The 16803-nt window shown below is 73.1% G+C and carries 13 protein-coding genes; 7 read left to right on the plus strand and 6 right to left on the minus strand.

The window, feature by feature from the left end; genetic code table 11:
* The first annotated feature begins 1 nt into the window (after position 1).
* The 6 genes from ACGF5T_RS11145 (at position 2) to ACGF5T_RS11170 (ending at position 6207) form a co-directional block, all read left to right on the plus strand.
* The gene (locus tag ACGF5T_RS11145) at positions 2 to 2824 is read left to right on the plus strand and encodes an NHLP bacteriocin export ABC transporter permease/ATPase subunit (RefSeq protein WP_356605007.1); all 2823 of its coding nucleotides are present in this window, start codon (positions 2 to 4) and stop codon (positions 2822 to 2824) included.
* A gap of 88 nt (positions 2825 to 2912) precedes the next feature.
* Positions 2913 to 3923 (plus strand): Ppx/GppA family phosphatase, encoded by a 1011-nt coding sequence (locus ACGF5T_RS11150; RefSeq protein ID WP_361015039.1) that lies wholly within the window; start codon positions 2913 to 2915, stop codon positions 3921 to 3923.
* A 103-nt stretch (positions 3924 to 4026) separates the two neighbouring features.
* The gene (locus ACGF5T_RS11155) at positions 4027 to 4215 is read left to right on the plus strand and encodes a hypothetical protein (protein WP_356605011.1); all 189 of its coding nucleotides are present in this window, start codon (positions 4027 to 4029) and stop codon (positions 4213 to 4215) included.
* 56 nt (positions 4216 to 4271) lie between these two features.
* Positions 4272 to 5303 carry an iron-containing redox enzyme family protein gene (locus tag ACGF5T_RS11160; RefSeq protein ID WP_366767151.1) on the plus strand — a complete coding sequence of 344 codons (1032 nt, stop codon included), beginning with the start codon at positions 4272 to 4274 and terminating at the stop codon, positions 5301 to 5303.
* Between the two features lie 30 nt (positions 5304 to 5333).
* Positions 5334 to 5978 carry a HemK2/MTQ2 family protein methyltransferase gene (locus tag ACGF5T_RS11165; RefSeq protein ID WP_356605014.1) on the plus strand — a complete coding sequence of 215 codons (645 nt, stop codon included), beginning with the start codon at positions 5334 to 5336 and terminating at the stop codon, positions 5976 to 5978.
* On the plus strand, positions 5959 to 6207 hold the full coding sequence (locus ACGF5T_RS11170; RefSeq protein WP_356605016.1) for a CDGSH iron-sulfur domain-containing protein: 249 nt from the start codon (positions 5959 to 5961) through the stop codon (positions 6205 to 6207). The genes ACGF5T_RS11165 and ACGF5T_RS11170 overlap by 20 nt, the downstream gene beginning before the upstream one ends.
* Positions 6208 to 6383: 176 nt before the next feature.
* Here the strand turns inward: ACGF5T_RS11170 and ACGF5T_RS11175 are convergent, their stop codons facing one another.
* Positions 6384 to 6818 carry a protease inhibitor gene (locus ACGF5T_RS11175; RefSeq protein ID WP_366767152.1) on the minus strand — a complete coding sequence of 145 codons (435 nt, stop codon included), beginning with the start codon at positions 6816 to 6818 and terminating at the stop codon, positions 6384 to 6386.
* Positions 6819 to 7178: 360 nt separating this feature from the next.
* On the opposite strand from ACGF5T_RS11175, the gene ACGF5T_RS11180 reads away from it, so the two are divergent.
* Positions 7179 to 8348 carry a lactate 2-monooxygenase gene (locus tag ACGF5T_RS11180; RefSeq protein WP_356605020.1) on the plus strand — a complete coding sequence of 390 codons (1170 nt, stop codon included), beginning with the start codon at positions 7179 to 7181 and terminating at the stop codon, positions 8346 to 8348.
* Between the two features lie 81 nt (positions 8349 to 8429).
* Here the strand turns inward: ACGF5T_RS11180 and ACGF5T_RS11185 are convergent, their stop codons facing one another.
* From ACGF5T_RS11185 to ACGF5T_RS11205, 5 genes are all read right to left on the minus strand, one after another.
* A complete protein-coding gene (locus ACGF5T_RS11185) occupies positions 8430 to 10022 on the minus strand; it encodes an RICIN domain-containing protein (protein WP_361015050.1) in 1593 nt (530 codons plus the stop codon).
* A 328-nt stretch (positions 10023 to 10350) separates the two neighbouring features.
* Positions 10351 to 10728, minus strand: a complete 378-nt coding sequence (locus tag ACGF5T_RS11190) for a toxin Doc (RefSeq protein WP_356605024.1) — start codon at positions 10726 to 10728, stop codon at positions 10351 to 10353.
* 3 nt (positions 10729 to 10731) lie between these two features.
* Positions 10732 to 10980 carry a hypothetical protein gene (locus tag ACGF5T_RS11195; RefSeq protein WP_053140837.1) on the minus strand — a complete coding sequence of 83 codons (249 nt, stop codon included), beginning with the start codon at positions 10978 to 10980 and terminating at the stop codon, positions 10732 to 10734.
* Between the two features lie 97 nt (positions 10981 to 11077).
* Positions 11078 to 13324, minus strand: a complete 2247-nt coding sequence (locus tag ACGF5T_RS11200; protein ID WP_366767153.1) for a glycoside hydrolase family 9 protein — start codon at positions 13322 to 13324, stop codon at positions 11078 to 11080.
* 171 nt (positions 13325 to 13495) lie between these two features.
* Positions 13496 to 16582, minus strand: coding sequence for a glycoside hydrolase family 2 TIM barrel-domain containing protein (locus ACGF5T_RS11205; protein ID WP_366767154.1), 3087 nt, complete (start codon positions 16580 to 16582; stop codon positions 13496 to 13498).
* Positions 16583 to 16803 lie beyond the last annotated feature (221 nt).

Below are 16803 nucleotides of genomic sequence, written 5' to 3' on the forward strand. Positions count from 1 at the left end.
GATGACAGCGGTGCACGAAGGACAGGGCGACGTCGTCCTCGGGGCGCTCGGCTCACTGGGCACGCGCGTCGACTGCGCCGGGTTCGGCCGCCTCGACCTGGAGGGCCCGCAGGTGCTGTGGCTGGTGGCGTCCGGCGCGGTGGACCTGTTCGCGGTGGACGCCGGGCAGCAGGGGCACTGGCACCACCTGGGCCGCCTGGAGGCGGGCTCGGTGCTGCTCGGGCCGGTCACCGGGCCCCAGCACACCCTGGTCGCGCGTCCGCTGCGGGACTGCGTGGTGCACCGTATCGGCCTGCGCGAGCTGTACCAGCCGGCGCACACGCAGACGTGGTCGTACGACGAGTACGGCAACCCCCAGTACGTTCCGCCGACGACGAGCCCGCTGGAGTACGCCCTCGCCCTCGGAGTGGGCCGCGGCCTGACCGTCCTCTTCCAGGCGCCGATGGCCGACGAACGGACCGCGGCGCCCTCGGACGACGACGTGTTCTGGATGCAGGTCCCGCCGGGCAGCGTGCAGTACGGCGCGGTGTACGGCGACGAGGCCGCCGCCGACCTGCTGATGGACCCGGCGCTGTGGCAGAGCATGGTCGACCAGCAGTACCGGCTGCTGACCACGCTGGACCGCTGGATCGAACAGCTGGAGCGCACCCACGAGACCCGCACGGCGGCCGGCATCAAGGCCGGCGAGGCGGTGCGCGCCCAGGCCGACCGGACCTTGCTGGCCTCCATCGGCAAGCCGTCGGGGCAGCGCGCCACGGCCGCCGACGCCGACGCCACGTACGCGGCCTGCAAGCTCGTCGCCCGGGCCGCCGGCATCCCGCTCGCCGAGCCCGCGCGGAGCGACACCGGCAGCGACCGGATCGACCCGGTGGAGCGGGTCGCCGTCGCCTCGCGCCTGCGCACCCGGACCGTCAGGCTGGAGGGCCGGTGGTGGCGGGACGACATCGGACCGCTGGTCGGCCACCGGGCGCTGTCCGGCGCGCCGGTGGCGCTCCTGTGGCGGCGCGGCGGCTATGTGGCCGTCCATCCGGCCACCGGCCGGGAGACGCCGGTCGAGAAGGCGAACGCGGAGGAGTTCGAGCCCCGCGCGGTGATGTTCTACCGACCGCTGCCCGAACGCCGGCTCAGCCCGCTGCGGCTGCTGCGGTTCTGTCTCCGGGGCACCCGCGGTGATCTGACCGCCCTGCTGCTCAGCGGGCTGGTGACGGTGGCGATCGGCGCGCTGGTGCCGATCGCCACCGGCAAGGTGCTCGGCGAGTTCGTGCCCAAGGCGCAGACCGGGCTCATCGTGCAGGTCTGTCTCGCGGTGATGCTGAGCAGCGTCGTCGCGGCGGCCTTCATGCTGCTCCAGAACCTCACCATCCTGCGTCTCGAGGGCCGCATCGAGGCGACCCTCCAACCGGCCGTGTGGGACCGGCTGCTGCGGCTGCCGACGAAGTTCTTCACCGAGCGCTCCACGGGTGAGCTGGCGAGCGCGGCCATGGGCATCAGCGCCATCCGCCGGCTGCTGGCCGGGGTGGGCCCGACCGTGGCGCAGTCGGTGACCGTCGGGGCGATGAACCTGGGGCTGCTGCTCTGGTACAGCGTGCCGATGGCGCTCGCGGCGATCGGCATGCTGGTGGTCGTCGCCGCCGTCTTCCTCGGGCTCGGACTCTGGCAGGTGCGCTGGCAGCGGCGGCTGGTCCAGCTCACCAACAAGCTGAACAACCAGGCCTTCCAGACCCTGCGCGGACTGCCCAAGCTGCGGGTCGCGGCGGCGGAGAACTACGCCTACGCGGCGTGGGCCGAGCAGTTCGCGCGCAGTCGTGAGCTCCAGCAGCGGGCGGGGCGGGTCAAGAACCTCAACGCGGTGCTCGGCGCGGTGTACCTGCCGCTGTGCACGCTGCTGATGTTCATGCTGCTCGCCGGTCCGGCGCGCGGTTCGATGTCCGCGGCCGAGTTCCTCACCTTCAACGCGTCGGTGACGATGCTGCTCACCTCGGTCACGCAGGTGACCGGCGCCTTCGTGTCGGCGGTGGCCGCGCTGCCGCTCTTCGAGGAGATCAGGCCGGTCCTGGACGCCACGCCCGAGGTCCGCACGGCCAGCACCCGGCCGGGTCCGCTGTCCGGGGCGATCGAGGCGCGGCGGCTGTCGTTCCGGTACACCGACGACGGGCCGCTGGTCCTGGACGACGTGTCCTTCGAGGTGCGGCCGGGCGAGTTCGTGGCGGTCGTCGGCCCCAGCGGCTGCGGAAAGTCCACCCTGCTCAGGCTGCTGATCGGCTTCGACCGGCCGCTGTCGGGCAGCGTCCTGTACGACGGGCAGGACCTCGCCGCACTGGACCAGTCGGCGGTGCGCCGGCAGTGCGGGGTGGTGCTCCAGCACGCCCAGCCCTTCACGGGCTCGATCCTGGACGTCATCTGCGGCACCGAGGCCTACACGCCGGAGGAGGCGATGGCGGCGGCCGAGATGGCCGGGCTCGCCGAGGACATCAGGCGGATGCCGATGGGCCTGCACACGATCGTGTCGGGCAGCGGCGCCGTCTCGGGTGGTCAGCGGCAGCGGCTGATGATCGCGCAGGCGCTGATCCGCCGGCCGCGCATCCTCTTCTTCGACGAGGCGACCAGCGCCCTGGACAACGAGACGCAGCGCACGGTGATCGAGTCCACCAAGGCCCTCAACGCCTCCCGCGTCGTCATCGCGCACCGCCTGTCCACGGTGCTGGACGCCGACCGTGTGATCGTGATGGAGGACGGCAAGGTGGCCCAGCAAGGACCGCCGGCCGAGCTGCTGGCGGACACCGGGGGCCGGCTGCACGAGCTGGTGCGGCGGCAGCTGGCCTGACCGGGGGCCGGACGGCCCGGCGCGGGTTTCCGGCCTCCTCGCCCCCTGCGCCCGTTGGACCGGCCCGTTAATGGGTACCTGAGCCCTCATGCGTATCAGCGTGGTGGACGTGGGGTCGAAGACCGTCCGGCTCATGGTGGCGGACGCGGAGGGCGGGGTCCCCCTGCCGGTCCACACGGCCAAGTGGCGGCTGCGCCTCTCCGAGCAGGTCAAGCCGGGGGAACCGGTGCCCGAGGAGGCCGTGGAACGGCTGGTGGAGGCGGTCGACGGCGCGCACAGGACCGCGGCCCGGTGGGGCGCGGCGGGTCCGCTGGCCTTCGCGACCGCGGTGGTGCGTGCCGCGCCCAACCGCCACGAGGTGCTGCGCACCGTCCGCAACCGCACCGGCGTCGTGCTGTGCACCCTGCCCGGTGAGGTGGAGGCGGAGCTGACCTTCCTGGGGGCCCGGCGCTGGATGGGCTGGCGGTCCGGTCCGCTCGCCCTGCTCGACATCGGCGGCGGCTCCCTGGAGGTCGCCTTCGGCCGCGGCCGGCTGCCGGACTTCGTGGCCTCACTCCCCCTCGGCGCGGCGCGGCTGACCCACGAGTTCCTGGAGGGCGGCGAGGACGCGGTGCCGTCGGAGCGGATACGCGCGCTGCGCCGCAGCGTCCGCCATCAGCTGCGGGACGTGGCGGCGCGGATCCGCTGGGAGGGGCCCCGTACCGCCGCGGCCACCTCGCGGACCTTCCAGCAGCTCGGACGGCTGTGCGGGGCGTCGCCGGGCCGGCACGGCCCGTTCGTGGAGCGGCAGATGCGCTGCTCGGACCTCGGCGAGGCGGCCGGCCGGCTGGCCGCGCTGACCGCCGCGGAGCGGGCCCGGCTGCCCGGCATCTCCGCGCCCCGGTCGGCCCAGAGCGTGGCCGGGGCGGTGGTCGGCCACACCGCGATGAAGCTGACCGGGCTGGAGACGGTCACGCTCTGTCCCTGGGCGATCCGCGAGGGCATCCTGCTGCGCCACATCGAGGACGGGCCGTCCTGGTGGGCGGAGGTGACCCGGCGCAGCGACGAGGTCACCGCACCGGCTCCGGTGCCCCTGCACGTCGCGACCACCACGAGCTGAGAGGCACGCACCCGCACCGCCCGCACGAGCGACCGGCAACCGGTAACCGGCAGGCCGAATGACCCAATGAGCCGGAACCCCCGCACGAGGAAAGGAGACACCCGTGTCCCGCAACGGCGAACACGCCCACGAGCAGCCCGAGCAGCCCGAGACCGCCGTCGAGGAGGTCCTGCGCGAGGTCCGGGACGGCAGGCCCCGTGACGCCGAGTCCGACGACGAGCCGCGCCGGGGCGAGGCAGGGGACGCCACCTCGCCGAACACCGCCGCGCAGCAGGACGCGGAGGGAGAGTGACGCGGGACTCCGTCCCGCCGGGGGTGCCACGGCCCGCGCCGGGTACTCGCGACGCCATGGAGTACGACCGCGAAGGACCACAGTTGCCGACGGCCCGGGGGCCGCTCTCCGCGGCCGTCGGCTCGTATCTGCTCGGGGCCGGCCCGCTGCCCGCACCGGAGGCCGTCGCCGCCGCCCCGGCGTACGGCGACGACCTCCAGCTCGCCCTGTACCAGTGCTACGAGCTGCACTACCGGGGTTTCGCCGGGGTGTCCCCCGGCCTCGAATGGGACCCCGACCTGCTGCGCACCCGGGCCGCGCTGGAGGACCGCTTCCTGTCCGCGCTGCGCGCCGACACCCAGGTCCACGACACCGTGGAGGACGCGGTCGGGGCCCTGCTCGTGGAGCCCGTCGACGGCAAGGGCGTCAGCCACTTCCTGCGGGACGAGGGCGAGCTGTGGCACCTGCGCGAGTACGCGGCCCAGCGCTCCCTGTACCACCTCAAGGAGGCCGACCCGCACGCCTGGGTGCTGCCGCGGCTGTGGGGGCGCGCGAAGGCGGCGATGGCGGCGGTGGAGTTCGACGAGTACGGCGGCGGCCGCCCCGACCGGGTGCACGCCCGTCTCTTCGCCGACCTGATGACGGACCTCGGTCTGGACACCACGTACGGGCGCCACCTGGACGCGGCGTCCGCCGAGTGCCTGGCCACGGTGAACATGATGTCCCTCTTCGGCCTGCACCGGTCCCTGCGCGGCGCTCTGGTGGGTCATTTCGCGGCGGTCGAGATCACCTCGTCGCCGGGTTCCCGGCGGCTCGCCGAGGCGATGCGCCGCACCGGCGCCGGACCGGCCGCCGAGCACTTCTACGACGAGCACGTCGAGGCCGACGCGGTGCACGAGCAGATCGTCCGGCACGAGGTGATCGACGGTCTGCTGGAGCAGGAACCGCACCTCGCGGCGGACGTCGCGTTCGGCATCGACGCCACCGGCCACCTGGAGGACCGCTTCGGCGCCCGGCTGCTCGCCGACTGGCGGGCCGGTCGCTCGTCCCTGCGTACCCCGCTGCCCCGGGCGCCCCACGAGCCTTCCGAAACCTCCCATATTTCGTGACTGCCGGGGTACGCGGGTTCCGTGAACTTCATGGTGCTTCCGGGCGTCTACGCCCCTCAGGAGGACACCGCCCTGCTGGCCGGGGCGCTGTCCGACGAGTCGCTCCCCCCGGCCGCGTCCGTGCTGGACGTGGGGACCGGCACGGGCGCACTGGCCCTGACCGCGGCCCGGCGGGGCGCGCGGGTGACCGCGGTGGACGTGTCGTGGCGCGCGGTCTGCGCGGCCCGGGTGAACGCCGCCCGGGCCGGACTGCGGATCCGCGTCCGGCACGGCAACCTCTTCACGCCCGTACGCGGTGAGACCTTCGACCTGGTGCTGGCCAACCCCCCGTACGTCCCGGCTCCGGGCGGCGGCCGCCGGCCGCGCGGCGCGGCGCGGGCCTGGGACGCGGGGCACGACGGCCGACTGGTCCTGGACCGGATCTGCCGCGAGGCACCCGCCCTGCTGCGGCCCGGCGGTGTGCTGCTACTGGTGCAGTCGGCGCTCAGCGATCCCGAGCGGACCGTCACGCAGCTGCGCGAGGCCGGCCTCAAGGCGGCGGTCACCCGGCGGCAGCGGATCGCCTTCGGGCCCGTGGTGCGCGGCCGCGAGCGCTGGCTGCGGCAGCGCGGGCTGCTGTCCCTGGCCGAGAAGGAAGAGGAACTGGTGGTCGTCCGTGCCGAACTCCCCGTCTGAGACTCCCCGCCCGACCGGTGACGCGCGCCGGGTCAAGGTGCAGCGCCGCGGGCCCCTGCTGGTGGAGGGCCCGGTGGAGGTGGAGCTGGAGGACGGGACCACGGTGTCCTCCGACCGCTTCCAGGTCGCCCTGTGCACCTGCCGGCGGAGCCGGCGCTTCCCCTGGTGCGACACCAGCCACCGCGCCAGGACGTCCGGCACCGGCGAGGGGCCGCCGGCGAGGGACTGACCGGGCGGCGAGGGACGTCCGGCCGGTTGGCTCCGGTCGCCGGACAGCGGAGAACGGCGGACGGCCCCACTCCGTCCGCCGTCCCCGGTACGGGACCGCGCGTTCCGTACGGCAGCGCTCGCACTCCCCAGTAGCGAGCCGCCGGTCACGCCGCACGGGCCGGGCGGTCCCGGTCCTCAGAACGTGAAGACGCTGTTGCTGCCCGCGTTCTTCACGCACTCGTTGGCGAAGGTGCGCTCGTAGGAGAGGCGCCGGCCCTGCCAGACCCCGTCGACGGTGACGACCACGGGGGCGTACTCCCGGGTGCACATCACACCGGTGTCCGCCGCCAGGGCGTCGAAGTCACCGCCCGCGCCGAGCAGTTCGGCACAGGCCGAGACCGTGGCGGGATGGGTTCCGGAGGCCGTGGGCGCGCAGGTCAACGTGACCGCGCGTACGGGTACGGCGGTGGCAGCGCTCTCTCCGTGCCCGATGGTCAGCACGAGGGCCGAGGGGGCGTGGAGCGACGCGGGGGCGGTGGCCGGGGAGGCGAGAGAGGCCCCGGCGAGGGGCCCGCAGACGGCGGTGGCCGTCAGGCCCAGAGTCGCTGCCCAGCGCGCGGTGTTCCGCATTGTGTGCATCCTTCCGCTCGTTTCGAGGGTGATGCCGGCCCGGCTCGGTCGGTGCCGGAACGGCGAGCGCGAGTCTGCCTAGTCCGTCGCCGAAACTCATATCGACCCCACGCGTTTCGGTAACCTTGCGTATTGAATCAGTGGCGTGAAGTCACAGAATTCGAACGTTCCAAGTCCGGAACAGGGCGGTTCTTGATCGGTCATTGAGGCGTGAACTGGCCGGATGGCGTGATCCGCGCGTTCACCGATAGGCCTGAAACACTCCCGAAACAGACCCGTTCGCCCGGCGGGCCGCCTCGACATACTCGCGGGTATGGTGCTGGGCGGCGCGAGCTCGACGACGAGAGGCGGGAGCCTGGGATGGCGAAGCACTGGGCGGATTTCCAGTACGAGATCTATCTGAACGGGATGACGGGCGCCGTACCGCGCCTGCCCACCGATCTGACCCGGCTGGAGGAGCTGGCCGAGCGGCGGCTCGGTCCCGGTCCCGTGGGGTATGTCGCGGGGAGCGCGGGGGACGGCAGCACCGCCCGCGCCAACCGGGCGGCCCTGGACCGGCATCGGATCGTGCCGCGCATGCTGCGGGACGTGCACGAGCGGGACCTGTCGGTCGAGGTGCTGGGCCGCCCGCTGCCCGCCCCGCTGGCGCTGGCGCCGGTCGGGGTCCTGTCGATCATGCACCCGGACGCGGAGCCCGCCGCCGCCCGGGCCGCCGCCGCCCAGGGCGTGCCGTACGTCCTCTCCTCGGCGTCGAGCACCCCCATGGAGCAGGTCGCCGAGGCGATGGGCGACGCCGAACGGTGGTTCCAGCTCTACTGGCCCAAGGACCGCGAGGTGGCCCGCAGTTTCCTGGGCCGTGCGAAGGCGGCCGGGTACAGCGCGCTGTTCGTCACGCTGGACACGCCCCTGCTGTCGTGGCGGCCGCGCGATCTCGACCAGGCGTACCTGCCGTTCCTGCACGGGGTGGGCACCGCCAACTACTTCTCCGACCCGGCGTTCGGGGCGGGGCTGGCGAAGCCGGTGCACGAGGACCCGAACGCGGCGGTGATGCACTTCGTCGGCATGTTCTCCGATCCCGCCAAGTCCTGGCCGGACCTGGCGTTCCTGCGGGAGAACTGGGACGGTCCGATCGTGCTCAAGGGCGTTCTGCACCCGGACGACGCGCGGATGGCGGCCGACGCGGGGATGGACGGTGTGGTGGTCTCCAACCACGGCGGCCGTCAGGTGGCCGGTTCGGTCGCGGCGGCCGACGCGCTGCCGCGGGTGGTGGAGGCGGTCGGCGACCGGCTGACCGTCCTGTTCGACAGCGGTGTCCGCACCGGCGACGACGTCTTCAAGGCGCTGGCGCTCGGGGCGCGCGCGGTACTCCTCGGCCGGCCCTACGTCTACGGGCTGGGCCTCGACGGACAGGCGGGCGTCGAGCACGTGATCCGCTGCCTGCTCGCCGAACTCGACCTGACCCTGGCCCTGTCGGGGCACCGCTCACCGGCCACCCCGGGCCCCGACGACCTCGTCGCGCATCCCGGGTGACCGGCTCCGTGGGGAGGGGCGGCCGAGAACCCGCCCCTCCGCGGCCCCTGCACCCCTCGTGCCCGTGGCCCGGTACGGCCCTCAGCCGCCCGGCAGTTCCACGGTCCGCGCGTCCGGGGCGCCGGTGCCGGCGATGGACAGCGAGGCCTCCGCGGTCGGCACCGGCTCGATCCGCCAGCGCTGGACGGGGGAACCGTCGCGCACCTTGACGACGACGTCGGCGTCCGGCGCGGTGGAGGTGGCGGCGAGGGCGAGCTGCCGGTCCCGGCGGGGCACCAGCTCCTCCTCACCGGTGAGGTCGTACCGCACGTCGTCGCCGCGCTCGGTGCCCGCGTCGGCGCAGGCGCCGAGAACGACGACGCCGGCGTCCGCCTGCGAGTCCAGGCAGAGCCCCGGGTCGGCGACGCTGCGCAGCAGCCCGTCGTCCTCGTGGGTCCACTGCTGGGTCCACGCGTCCGAGCAGGCCGCCATCCGGGCGCCCGCGCCGGCCTTCGGATCGTGGCGCACGTCGAGGCAGAGTTCCGCGGCGGCGTTGCGCAGCCGGGTCCGGTCCGGTGCCGTGGGCAGTCCCGCCGAGCCCGGCGGTTCGGGGCGGCTGGTCCCGGAGGCGGCGGTGTCGCCGCCGACGGCGCTGGTGGAGGCGGCCGGGTCGGCGCCCCCGCCGTCGTACGACCACACGCTCACCACCAGCGCGATGGACAGCACCCCGGCGGACGCGGCGCCGAACTGCCTCAGCATCGCGCGGCCGGAGCGCGGCCGCACGGGCAGTGGCACGCGGGCCAGCAGACGGGGGCGCCCGCCCCGGTGCCGTGCGGCGCCCTTGGCGAGGGTGCCCAGGGTCGTGCGCGCCGGCCGGGAGTCGAGATAGCGCCGGGCGCCCCAGCCCAGGACCGCTTCGGCGATCAACGTGCCCAGTCCGCGCTCGAAGTGGCCGAGCTGTTCGGCCGCGTGCCGGCAGTGCCGGCAGTCCGCCAGGTGCTTGCGGACGTCCGGCAGCAGGGCTCCGCCCCGGCGGATGGGGACGTCGAGGAGCCGGCCGTGGAAACGGCAGTCCTGGGTCGGCGCGAGCTGCCGGTGGGCGTCCAGACAACCCTCGCGGAATTTCTCCCGCGCGTGTGCGAGGGCGGCCGACGCGGTGTCGGTGTCCATGCCGAGCAGCCCGGCGGGGACACTTATGGGCTCACCCTCGACCTCCGTGTGCCACAGCAAACAGCGGGCCGGACCGGGAAGGGACGAGAATGCCCGCGCGGCCAGGGTGCGGTTTTCCGGGGTCAGGGACTTCGCCGCCCGCATACCACGTCCCCCTGCGGGTTTGAGCAGGTGCGGGAGAACGCTGGACACCCCCTCGTCCGCGGACCACTGCCGGACCGTGTCCCGGACGGCCACCAGCAGCCTCGGGCGCAGAGCCGTGGCCGGTTCCCCCTGCGCCAGCCGGTCCAGGACCCGGTGCCAGGCGGCGGCGGTGACCATGGCCGTGACCTGTGTCGACGTGGCAAGGCAGAGGGTCGCGTAGTCGTGGGCGGGCTGCCAGTGGCGGGCCATCAGCAGCGCCGCCGCCCGGGAGGCGGCGCTCTCCGGGCCGTCCCTCAGCCGGGCGGCCAGCAGCTCGTCGGACTCCCCGGACTCCCCGCCGGAGGGCGGGTACGCGGGCCGAGGGGGGTGGGGGGTGGGCACTGAGACTGTTCCTTCCCACGCGCAGGTGACGCAGAAGTCCTGGTCGCCGAAAAGGAGACCCGAATGGTGTGTACCTTTTCGGCACGGCGGGGGAGCGTGAATTCGCCATGGCGAAATTCGGACCTGGTCCGTCAAAGCGCGTGCGAGACCCGGCCTTTACCCCCCGCACGGGTGCTTCACTCTCGCACAAACCACTCATGGTCAACAAGGCGACCGGGAAGCCCGGGCCTTCTTTGAAAGAAGGTCAGATTCCGCGGAATTCATGGGCCGTACACCGGCTTTCGGTCCTTCGCGTACGCCCGCCTTGCCGAATCCGCGCGTCCGCCGGTCAGATCTGCCAGGAACGGAGCCGGTCGGCCGCGCCGTAGACGTCGGCCTTGCCGGACATCAGGTCACGCGCGAGGTCGACCAGGGCGCCGTAGGGCGGGTCGATGCCGACATCGCTGGCGTACATGTAGGCCACGGCGGTCGCGCAGGCGAAGCGGGCGTTGGCCGAGGGAAGCGGCTTGAGCACGGCGAGGGCGTGCAGCAGGGCGGCGGCCCGCCAGGCCGGGTCGGAGTCCACGCCGAGGCGGGGCGGGTCGACGCGGTGCCGGGCGACGGCGGCGACCAGCGCGGAGAAGTCGTTGACGACGGGCTGCTCCGGCAGTACTTCCTCGTGGCGCTGGAGCAGCCAGGGCACGTCGATGTGCAGGACCGGTGCCATGGGTCAGGCGGCCCGCCCCTCGCCCTGGACGGGCGGTGGTTCGTCGTCCGGGAAGGCGGCCGCGAACTCGTCGGCGTGGGCCGAGAAGAACCGGCGGAACGCCTCGGCACCCTCTTGCAGCGCCCGGTGCCGGGCTATGTCGGCGGCGGCGGCCTCCCGCACGAGCGCCTTCATCGACGTACCGCGTTCCTTGGCGATCTGCCGCAGGTCCTCTAGCTCGCGGTCGCTGAACTCCACGTTCAGGGCTGGCATGCCTCCCACGGTACCGCGCGGGTACTGACCCGTAAATAGCAGCAGGTCAGAGCCGCGCTAGACGGTACCGCGGGAGGTCGGCACAGCGGTGGTGCGGTCAGCCCTGGTCCGCCACGAAGGAGGCCATCCGGGCCAGTGCGGCGTTCCAGTTGATGGTGTGCTCGTTGGTCGACCAGGACTGGATGTCGTCGATGAAGCAGAACTGGGCGACGCAGCCCTGGAGTTTGCTCTGCGCGTAGGGGTCCTGGATGCTCGAGTTCGGACCGCCGGACAGGGTGCCGTCGGGCGGCGCGGGCAGCGACGGGTCGAGCTGGTGGGCGTACCAGCGGCTGTGCTGGTTGTGGGCGTTGACCTCGCCGTAGCCGGTGACGTACGACATGTTCAGCGCGTTGCGGCCCAGGATGTAGTCCATGCTCTGGACGGCGCCGTCACGGTACTTCGAGCCACCGGTGATGTCGTAGGCGGTGGCGAGGACGACGGCGTTGTTCAGGACCTGATGGCTGGAGCCCCAGTCGTAGACGTTGCCCTCGGGCGCGTACGGCATGCCGTACGGGTGCGCCTTCAGCGTGGCCAGGTAGCGGTCGGCGCCCTGGACGACGGACCGGCGGACCTGGTCCCGGCCGGGGAGCCTGTTCGGCACGGTCGCGAGGTCCAGCCGGGCCGCGGCCGCGGTGCGCGCCCAGTCGAAGCCGGTCGGGCCGAAGATGTCGGCGGTGTGCACCGGGGAGTTCAGCACGTGGTCCTTGAAGGCACGCTCCCCCGTGGTCAGGTACAGCTCGGCCGCCGCCCAGTAGAACTCGTCCTCGACCTGGCCGTCGGGGTAGGCCCCGCCGCCGATGCCGTCGTTCTCGTCGGCGAGCACGTCCGGGTGGGCGAGGGCCGCGGTCCAGGCGGTGCGGGCCGCATCGAGCGCCTTCGCGGCGAACTCCCGGTCGTAGGGGCGGTAGAGGCGGGCCGCCTGCGCCGCCGTCGCGGCCAGGTTCAGGGTGGCCGCGGTGGTCGGCGGGTGCAGCTCGCGCTTCTGGGGGTCGTCGTCGGGCAGCAGCGGCAGCCCGGTCCACGCCTCGTCGTGGATCTTGTGGTGGGCCATGCCGGCCAGCGGCCGGCCCTCCGGTACCTGCATCTTCAGCAGGAAGTCCAGCTCCCAGCGGACCTCGTCCAGGAGGTCCGGCACCTTGTTGCCGCTCTCCGGGATGGCGAGGGTGCCGTCGCCGAGCTTCGACGGCTCCCCGGTGCGGGCGTGCAGCGAGCGCTCGTAGGTGCTGAGCAGCTCCCAGGTGGAGATGCCGCCGTTCACGACGTACTTCCCGTGGTCGCCGGCGTCGTACCAGCCGCCGGAGACGTCGAGGGTGTAGTCGCACACGCCGGGCTGGCAGGGCACCTCGGTGTCACCCTGGTTGGGCGCCACGCCGACGTGCCCGGCCGGGCGGGCGTAGCCGGGGCGCAGGTCGTCGCTGATGGCGATGCCGCTGCGCTGTGTGTAGTAGTACTTCGCGGAGTCGGTGCGCAGCCGCTCGTAGGCGGCCGTGCCGATGTCGAAGGGGCGGCTGGTCTCGCCGTCGGCGACCAGGGTGTAGCCCGCGCCGCGCGCGGTGTGGCGGCCGAAGTCGATCGAGTGGACGTTCTGCCCCGAGGAGGCGTCCACGCCGCGTGGCACGCTCCAGCCCTGGGCGACGGTCCGGCCGTCGTCGTCCTTCAGCCGCCACGGCAGGCGCGCGGTGGCCTCGGTGACGAGGGTGGCGTTCTTCGGGCCGGACGGCAGGTAGCCGACCTGGTTGACCCGGACCCGCGGCCCGGTGTCGGGCACGTGCGGCTCGGGCGCCACCCCGCCCAGCAGGGACACGTCGTCCACGCAGAACCGCCAGGGATCGGGCGTGCCGCCGAGCTGGAACCCGACCTGGCCCTGGGTGGTGTCGACGGGCGAGGTGAAGGTGTACGAGTAGGTGTTGCCGGAGACGCTCAGCTGCGGGCTGACCTCGTAGTAGGTGTCGTACGGGGCCACCGACAGGCCCACGATCGCCCGGACCACGTGGTCGGCGGGCGCGCCGGTCGCGGAGAAGGAGAACCGGTACGACTCCCCCGCCACCAGGGTGACGTCGTTCTGGCCGACGGCCGCGTCCCAGCGGTTGGCGGTGCCGCCGGGGGCGTCGGCACACAGCCGGCCGTCGGACACTCCGGCGGTGACGTTGCTGCTCGACCACCAGGATGCGGTGCCGTCGTCGAACGTTCCGTTCCTGACCTGTTCGGTCTCCTCGGCCCCGGCCGGCGCGGCGGGCACCGCGGTGACGGCCGCCGCCAGCAGGGCCGTCAGGGAGACCGCGAGTGCGGTTCTGCGTCTTTTCACGTCTGGGCTCCTCAAGGGAGGTGCGGGGGGTGACGCTCACGTCGATGGGAGGGCGCCCGACATGGATGGGAGCGCTCCCAAAAGGGATCGCAGGCCATGCTTGTGGCAGACATGACACCCCGTCAACGGTCCGGACGGGACTGGTTTCCCGTCCGGACCCCGTGGACGGCGTCAGGCCGTGGGCGCTTCCAGCCGGCTGATGCGGACCGCTCCCGCCACCTCGCCGGGGTGACGGCTGGTCATCGTGAGCCGGACGCGGGAGCCGCGTACCGCGCCGAAGGTGATGACGGTGGGCGCGTCGGAGGCGGCGGCCCAGTCGGTCCGCGCCCCCTCCACCGGGTGCCAGACGCGGCCGTCCCAGACGGCGACCTCGACCGTCGCGGGCAGGCTGTGCCGGCCGTCGACGGTGAAGGACACCTCCAGGCGGTCGTACGTGCGCCGGCGGCCGTGGTCCACCGAGACCCAGTCCTCGCCGCGGGCTCCCTCGAAGGCGGGCAGCAGGGCGGTCGCCGCCTTGTGGAAGCCGTTGGACCAGCCGGTCGCCGGATCGCCGTCGAGCATGGCGCCGGGAAGGGTGTCGGGGCGGCCGGAGTAGCTCGCGTCCGCGTGCGGGTGGGCCACGGGGGCCGGGTGATCCGCCCGGAAACGGGGGGCCGGCGTGGTCGCCGGGTCCTCGGCCGGGCGCGTGCGCACGGTCGCCGTACCCGGGCGCAGCCCGTCCGCGCGGGCCATGACCCGGAGTGTCCCGGGCCCGGTGCCCGCCCGCACGATGGCCAGGGCCTTGCCGTGGAAGGCGGTGCGGGTACTGGCCTGGTAGCGCTCGGCGCTCTCCTGGCGGCCGTTGTCCACTCCGGCCAGGGAGCCGCCCGCCACCTCGAAGGAGAGCAGGTGCTCGGCGCCGGGCACCACCACGCCGCGCCGGTCGACCACCTCGGCGGTGACGAAGACCAGGGAACGGCCGTCGGCGGCGACGCTCCCGCGGTCCGGCGTCAGGCGCACGGCGTACGGGGTCCCGGCGGTGCGCAGGACGTCGGTGGCGACCACCCTGCCGTTCCGCCGGGCCACGGCCTTCAGCTCGCCCGGCTCGAAGGGGACCGTCCAGGCCAGGTGCAGCTTGCCGGCGCTGCCGTTCGGACTGGTGTAGCTGCCGGGGTAGGGGCCGTCGGTGAAGGTCTTGTCGTCACCGGTGGCCTCGGTGGTCTCCAGGTAGGAGCGGCCGTCGACGGTCTTCTTGGTGTCGAACGCGCGGATGCCCAGGGACCTCCCGTTCAGGTACAGCTCGACGGTGGCGACGTTCGCGTACGCCCAGACCTCGACGGTGTCGCCCTCGCGGTGGTTCCAGGTGGTCGGCAGCAGGTGGACCATCGGCTCGTGGGTCCACTGGCTCCGGAACAGGTGGTACATGTCCTTGGGGAAGCCGGCGGTGTCGACCGCGCCGAAGAAGGAGGCCTTCACCGGGAAGACGTCGTAGGGGGTGGGCTCCCCGATGTAGTCGATGCCGGACCACAGGAACTGGCCGGCGAACCACTTCCGGTCCCGGTCCTTCTTGTGGCCGTACTCGCCGCTCATGGTCCAGGAGGCGAGGTTGTTGTCGTAGGACGAGGTGGCGCGCCGACCCGGGGTCTGGTTCTCGCCGGTGTTGAGGTGCTCCGGCTCCTGGTAGGTGCCGCGCGTGGAGGTCTCGGACGACGACTCGGACTCGAAGAGGAACAGGTGCGGGTAGGCCGTGTGCAGGTCGTCCACGGATTTGGCGGTGTTGTAGTTGAGGCCCAGGCCGTCGAGCCTGGCCACCATCAGGTCGGCCGCGGAGCCCTTGGCCGGCAGCCGGCGGTACTTGTCGGAGCCGATGACCAGCGGGCGGGTGTCGTCGGCGGCGCGGATCGCGTCGATGATCCGGTCGGCCATCGCGAGCCCGGCGGTGGAGGTGGAGTCGGGGACCTCGTTGCCGATCGACCACATCACCACGGCGGGCGAGTTGCGGGCGGCGAGCACCATCTCGGTGGCGTCCGTCTCGCACCACTCGTCGAAGAACCGGCCGTAGTCGTAGGTGTTCTTGCCGGTGCGCCAGCAGTCGAAGGCCTCCACCAGCATGATGATGCCCAACTCCTCGCAGACCTCGATCATCTCGGGCGCGGGCGGGTTGTGGGAGGTCCGGAAGGCGTTGACCCCCATCGACTTCATGAGGGTCATCTGGCGGCGGATCGCGTCGGTGCTCACGGCGGCGCCGAGCGCCCCGAGGTCGTGGTGCAGGTCGACGCCCTTGATCTTGGCGTACCTGCCGTTGAGGTGGAAGCCCTCCTCGGGGTCGACGCGGAAGGTGCGGATGCCGAACGGGGTGCGGTAGGTGTCGACGACGCGTCCGCCGACCCGCAGTTCGGTGTGCAGGGCGTACCGGTGCGGTGTGGCGAAGTCCCACATCCGGGGGCGCTCGACGGTGAGTTCGTGCGTCTCGCTCGCGTCCGTGGTGACGTCGACCGTGGAGGTCGCGCGGGCCACGGTGCGTCCGTCGGAGTCCTCGACCGTCGACCGGATCTCGACCTCGCGCGCGGTGCCGGTCGTGTTCACGACCGACGTCGCCACCCGGACGACGGCGCGCTCCTCGCTCACCCGCGGTGTGGTGACGTACGTGCCCCAGCGCCGTACGTGCACCGGTTCGGTGACGACGAGGCGGGCCTCGCGGTAGATGCCGCTGCCGGAGTACCAGCGGCTGCTGGGCAGCCGGTTGCGCACCCGCACGGCGAGGACGTTCTCGGTGCGGCCGTCGGTGTGCACCAGGTCGGTGAGGTCGAGGGCGAAGCCCGTGTAGCCGTAGGGGTGGCGGCCCGCCTCCCGGCCGTTGCAGTGGACGTGGGCGTCCATGTACACGCCGTCGAACTCGACCGAGATCCGCTTCCCGGCGAGGGCGGGCGGCAGGGTGAAGGCGAGGCGGTACCAGCCGAGGCCGCCCGGGAGGAATCCGGTACCGCTGGTGGTGCCGTGCTCCGTGGTGGGCGCCTGCTCGATGCTCCAGTCGTGCGGGACGGCGACCTCGCGCCACGCCGAGTCGTCGTGGGCGGGGTCGGCGGCGCCGGTCGTGTCGTCGGCGGATCCGTCGGGGTCGGCGAGCAGGAAGCGCCAGCCGTCGCGCAGGGGGATGACGCCGCGGCCCGCGCGGACCCCGGACGTGGCCGCGGCCGAGGCCGGCGGGGCGCCGAGCACCGCTCCGGCCGCCGGTGTCGCGGCGGAGGCGATCAGAACCGTTCTGCGCGTGACCGTCATGGCGGATCTCCCTCGGCAGGACAACAGAGCAAGACAACAGGGCTCAGAATTACTCGCAACTGATCGCGACCAAACAGATTCTGACGTCGCGCCACATGTGCTCGTCAAGAGCACAGAAAGCCTTTTCTGTCCCGTGCGGCCCGCCGACCCGGTGGCCCCTGGGGCGGCGGGGCTCCGCGGGCCCTGTGGTTCGGGTCCGTACGGAGCGCGGACGCACTAGG

The organism is Streptomyces sp. NPDC047853, from assembly GCF_043204535.1.
GTDB lineage: Bacteria > Actinomycetota > Actinomycetes > Streptomycetales > Streptomycetaceae > Streptomyces.

What these genes read in the sequence shown, in the direction of transcription:
- ACGF5T_RS11165 (WP_356605014.1), top strand. Translation starts at nt 5,334, where the DNA reads ATGGTGCTTCCGGGCGTCTACGCCCCTCAGGAGGACACCGCCCTGCTG.
- ACGF5T_RS11150 (WP_361015039.1), top strand. Translation starts at nt 2,913, where the DNA reads ATGCGTATCAGCGTGGTGGACGTGGGGTCGAAGACCGTCCGGCTCATG.
- ACGF5T_RS11175 (WP_366767152.1), bottom strand. Translation starts at nt 6,818, where the DNA reads ATGCGGAACACCGCGCGCTGGGCAGCGACTCTGGGCCTGACGGCCACC.
- ACGF5T_RS11190 (WP_356605024.1), bottom strand. Translation starts at nt 10,728, where the DNA reads ATGGCACCGGTCCTGCACATCGACGTGCCCTGGCTGCTCCAGCGCCAC.
- ACGF5T_RS11195 (WP_053140837.1), bottom strand. Translation starts at nt 10,980, where the DNA reads ATGCCAGCCCTGAACGTGGAGTTCAGCGACCGCGAGCTAGAGGACCTG.
- ACGF5T_RS11180 (WP_356605020.1), top strand. Translation starts at nt 7,179, where the DNA reads ATGGCGAAGCACTGGGCGGATTTCCAGTACGAGATCTATCTGAACGGG.
- ACGF5T_RS11160 (WP_366767151.1), top strand. Translation starts at nt 4,272, where the DNA reads ATGGAGTACGACCGCGAAGGACCACAGTTGCCGACGGCCCGGGGGCCG.
- ACGF5T_RS11205 (WP_366767154.1), bottom strand. Translation starts at nt 16,582, where the DNA reads ATGACGGTCACGCGCAGAACGGTTCTGATCGCCTCCGCCGCGACACCG.
- ACGF5T_RS11145 (WP_356605007.1), top strand. Translation starts at nt 2, where the DNA reads ATGACAGCGGTGCACGAAGGACAGGGCGACGTCGTCCTCGGGGCGCTC.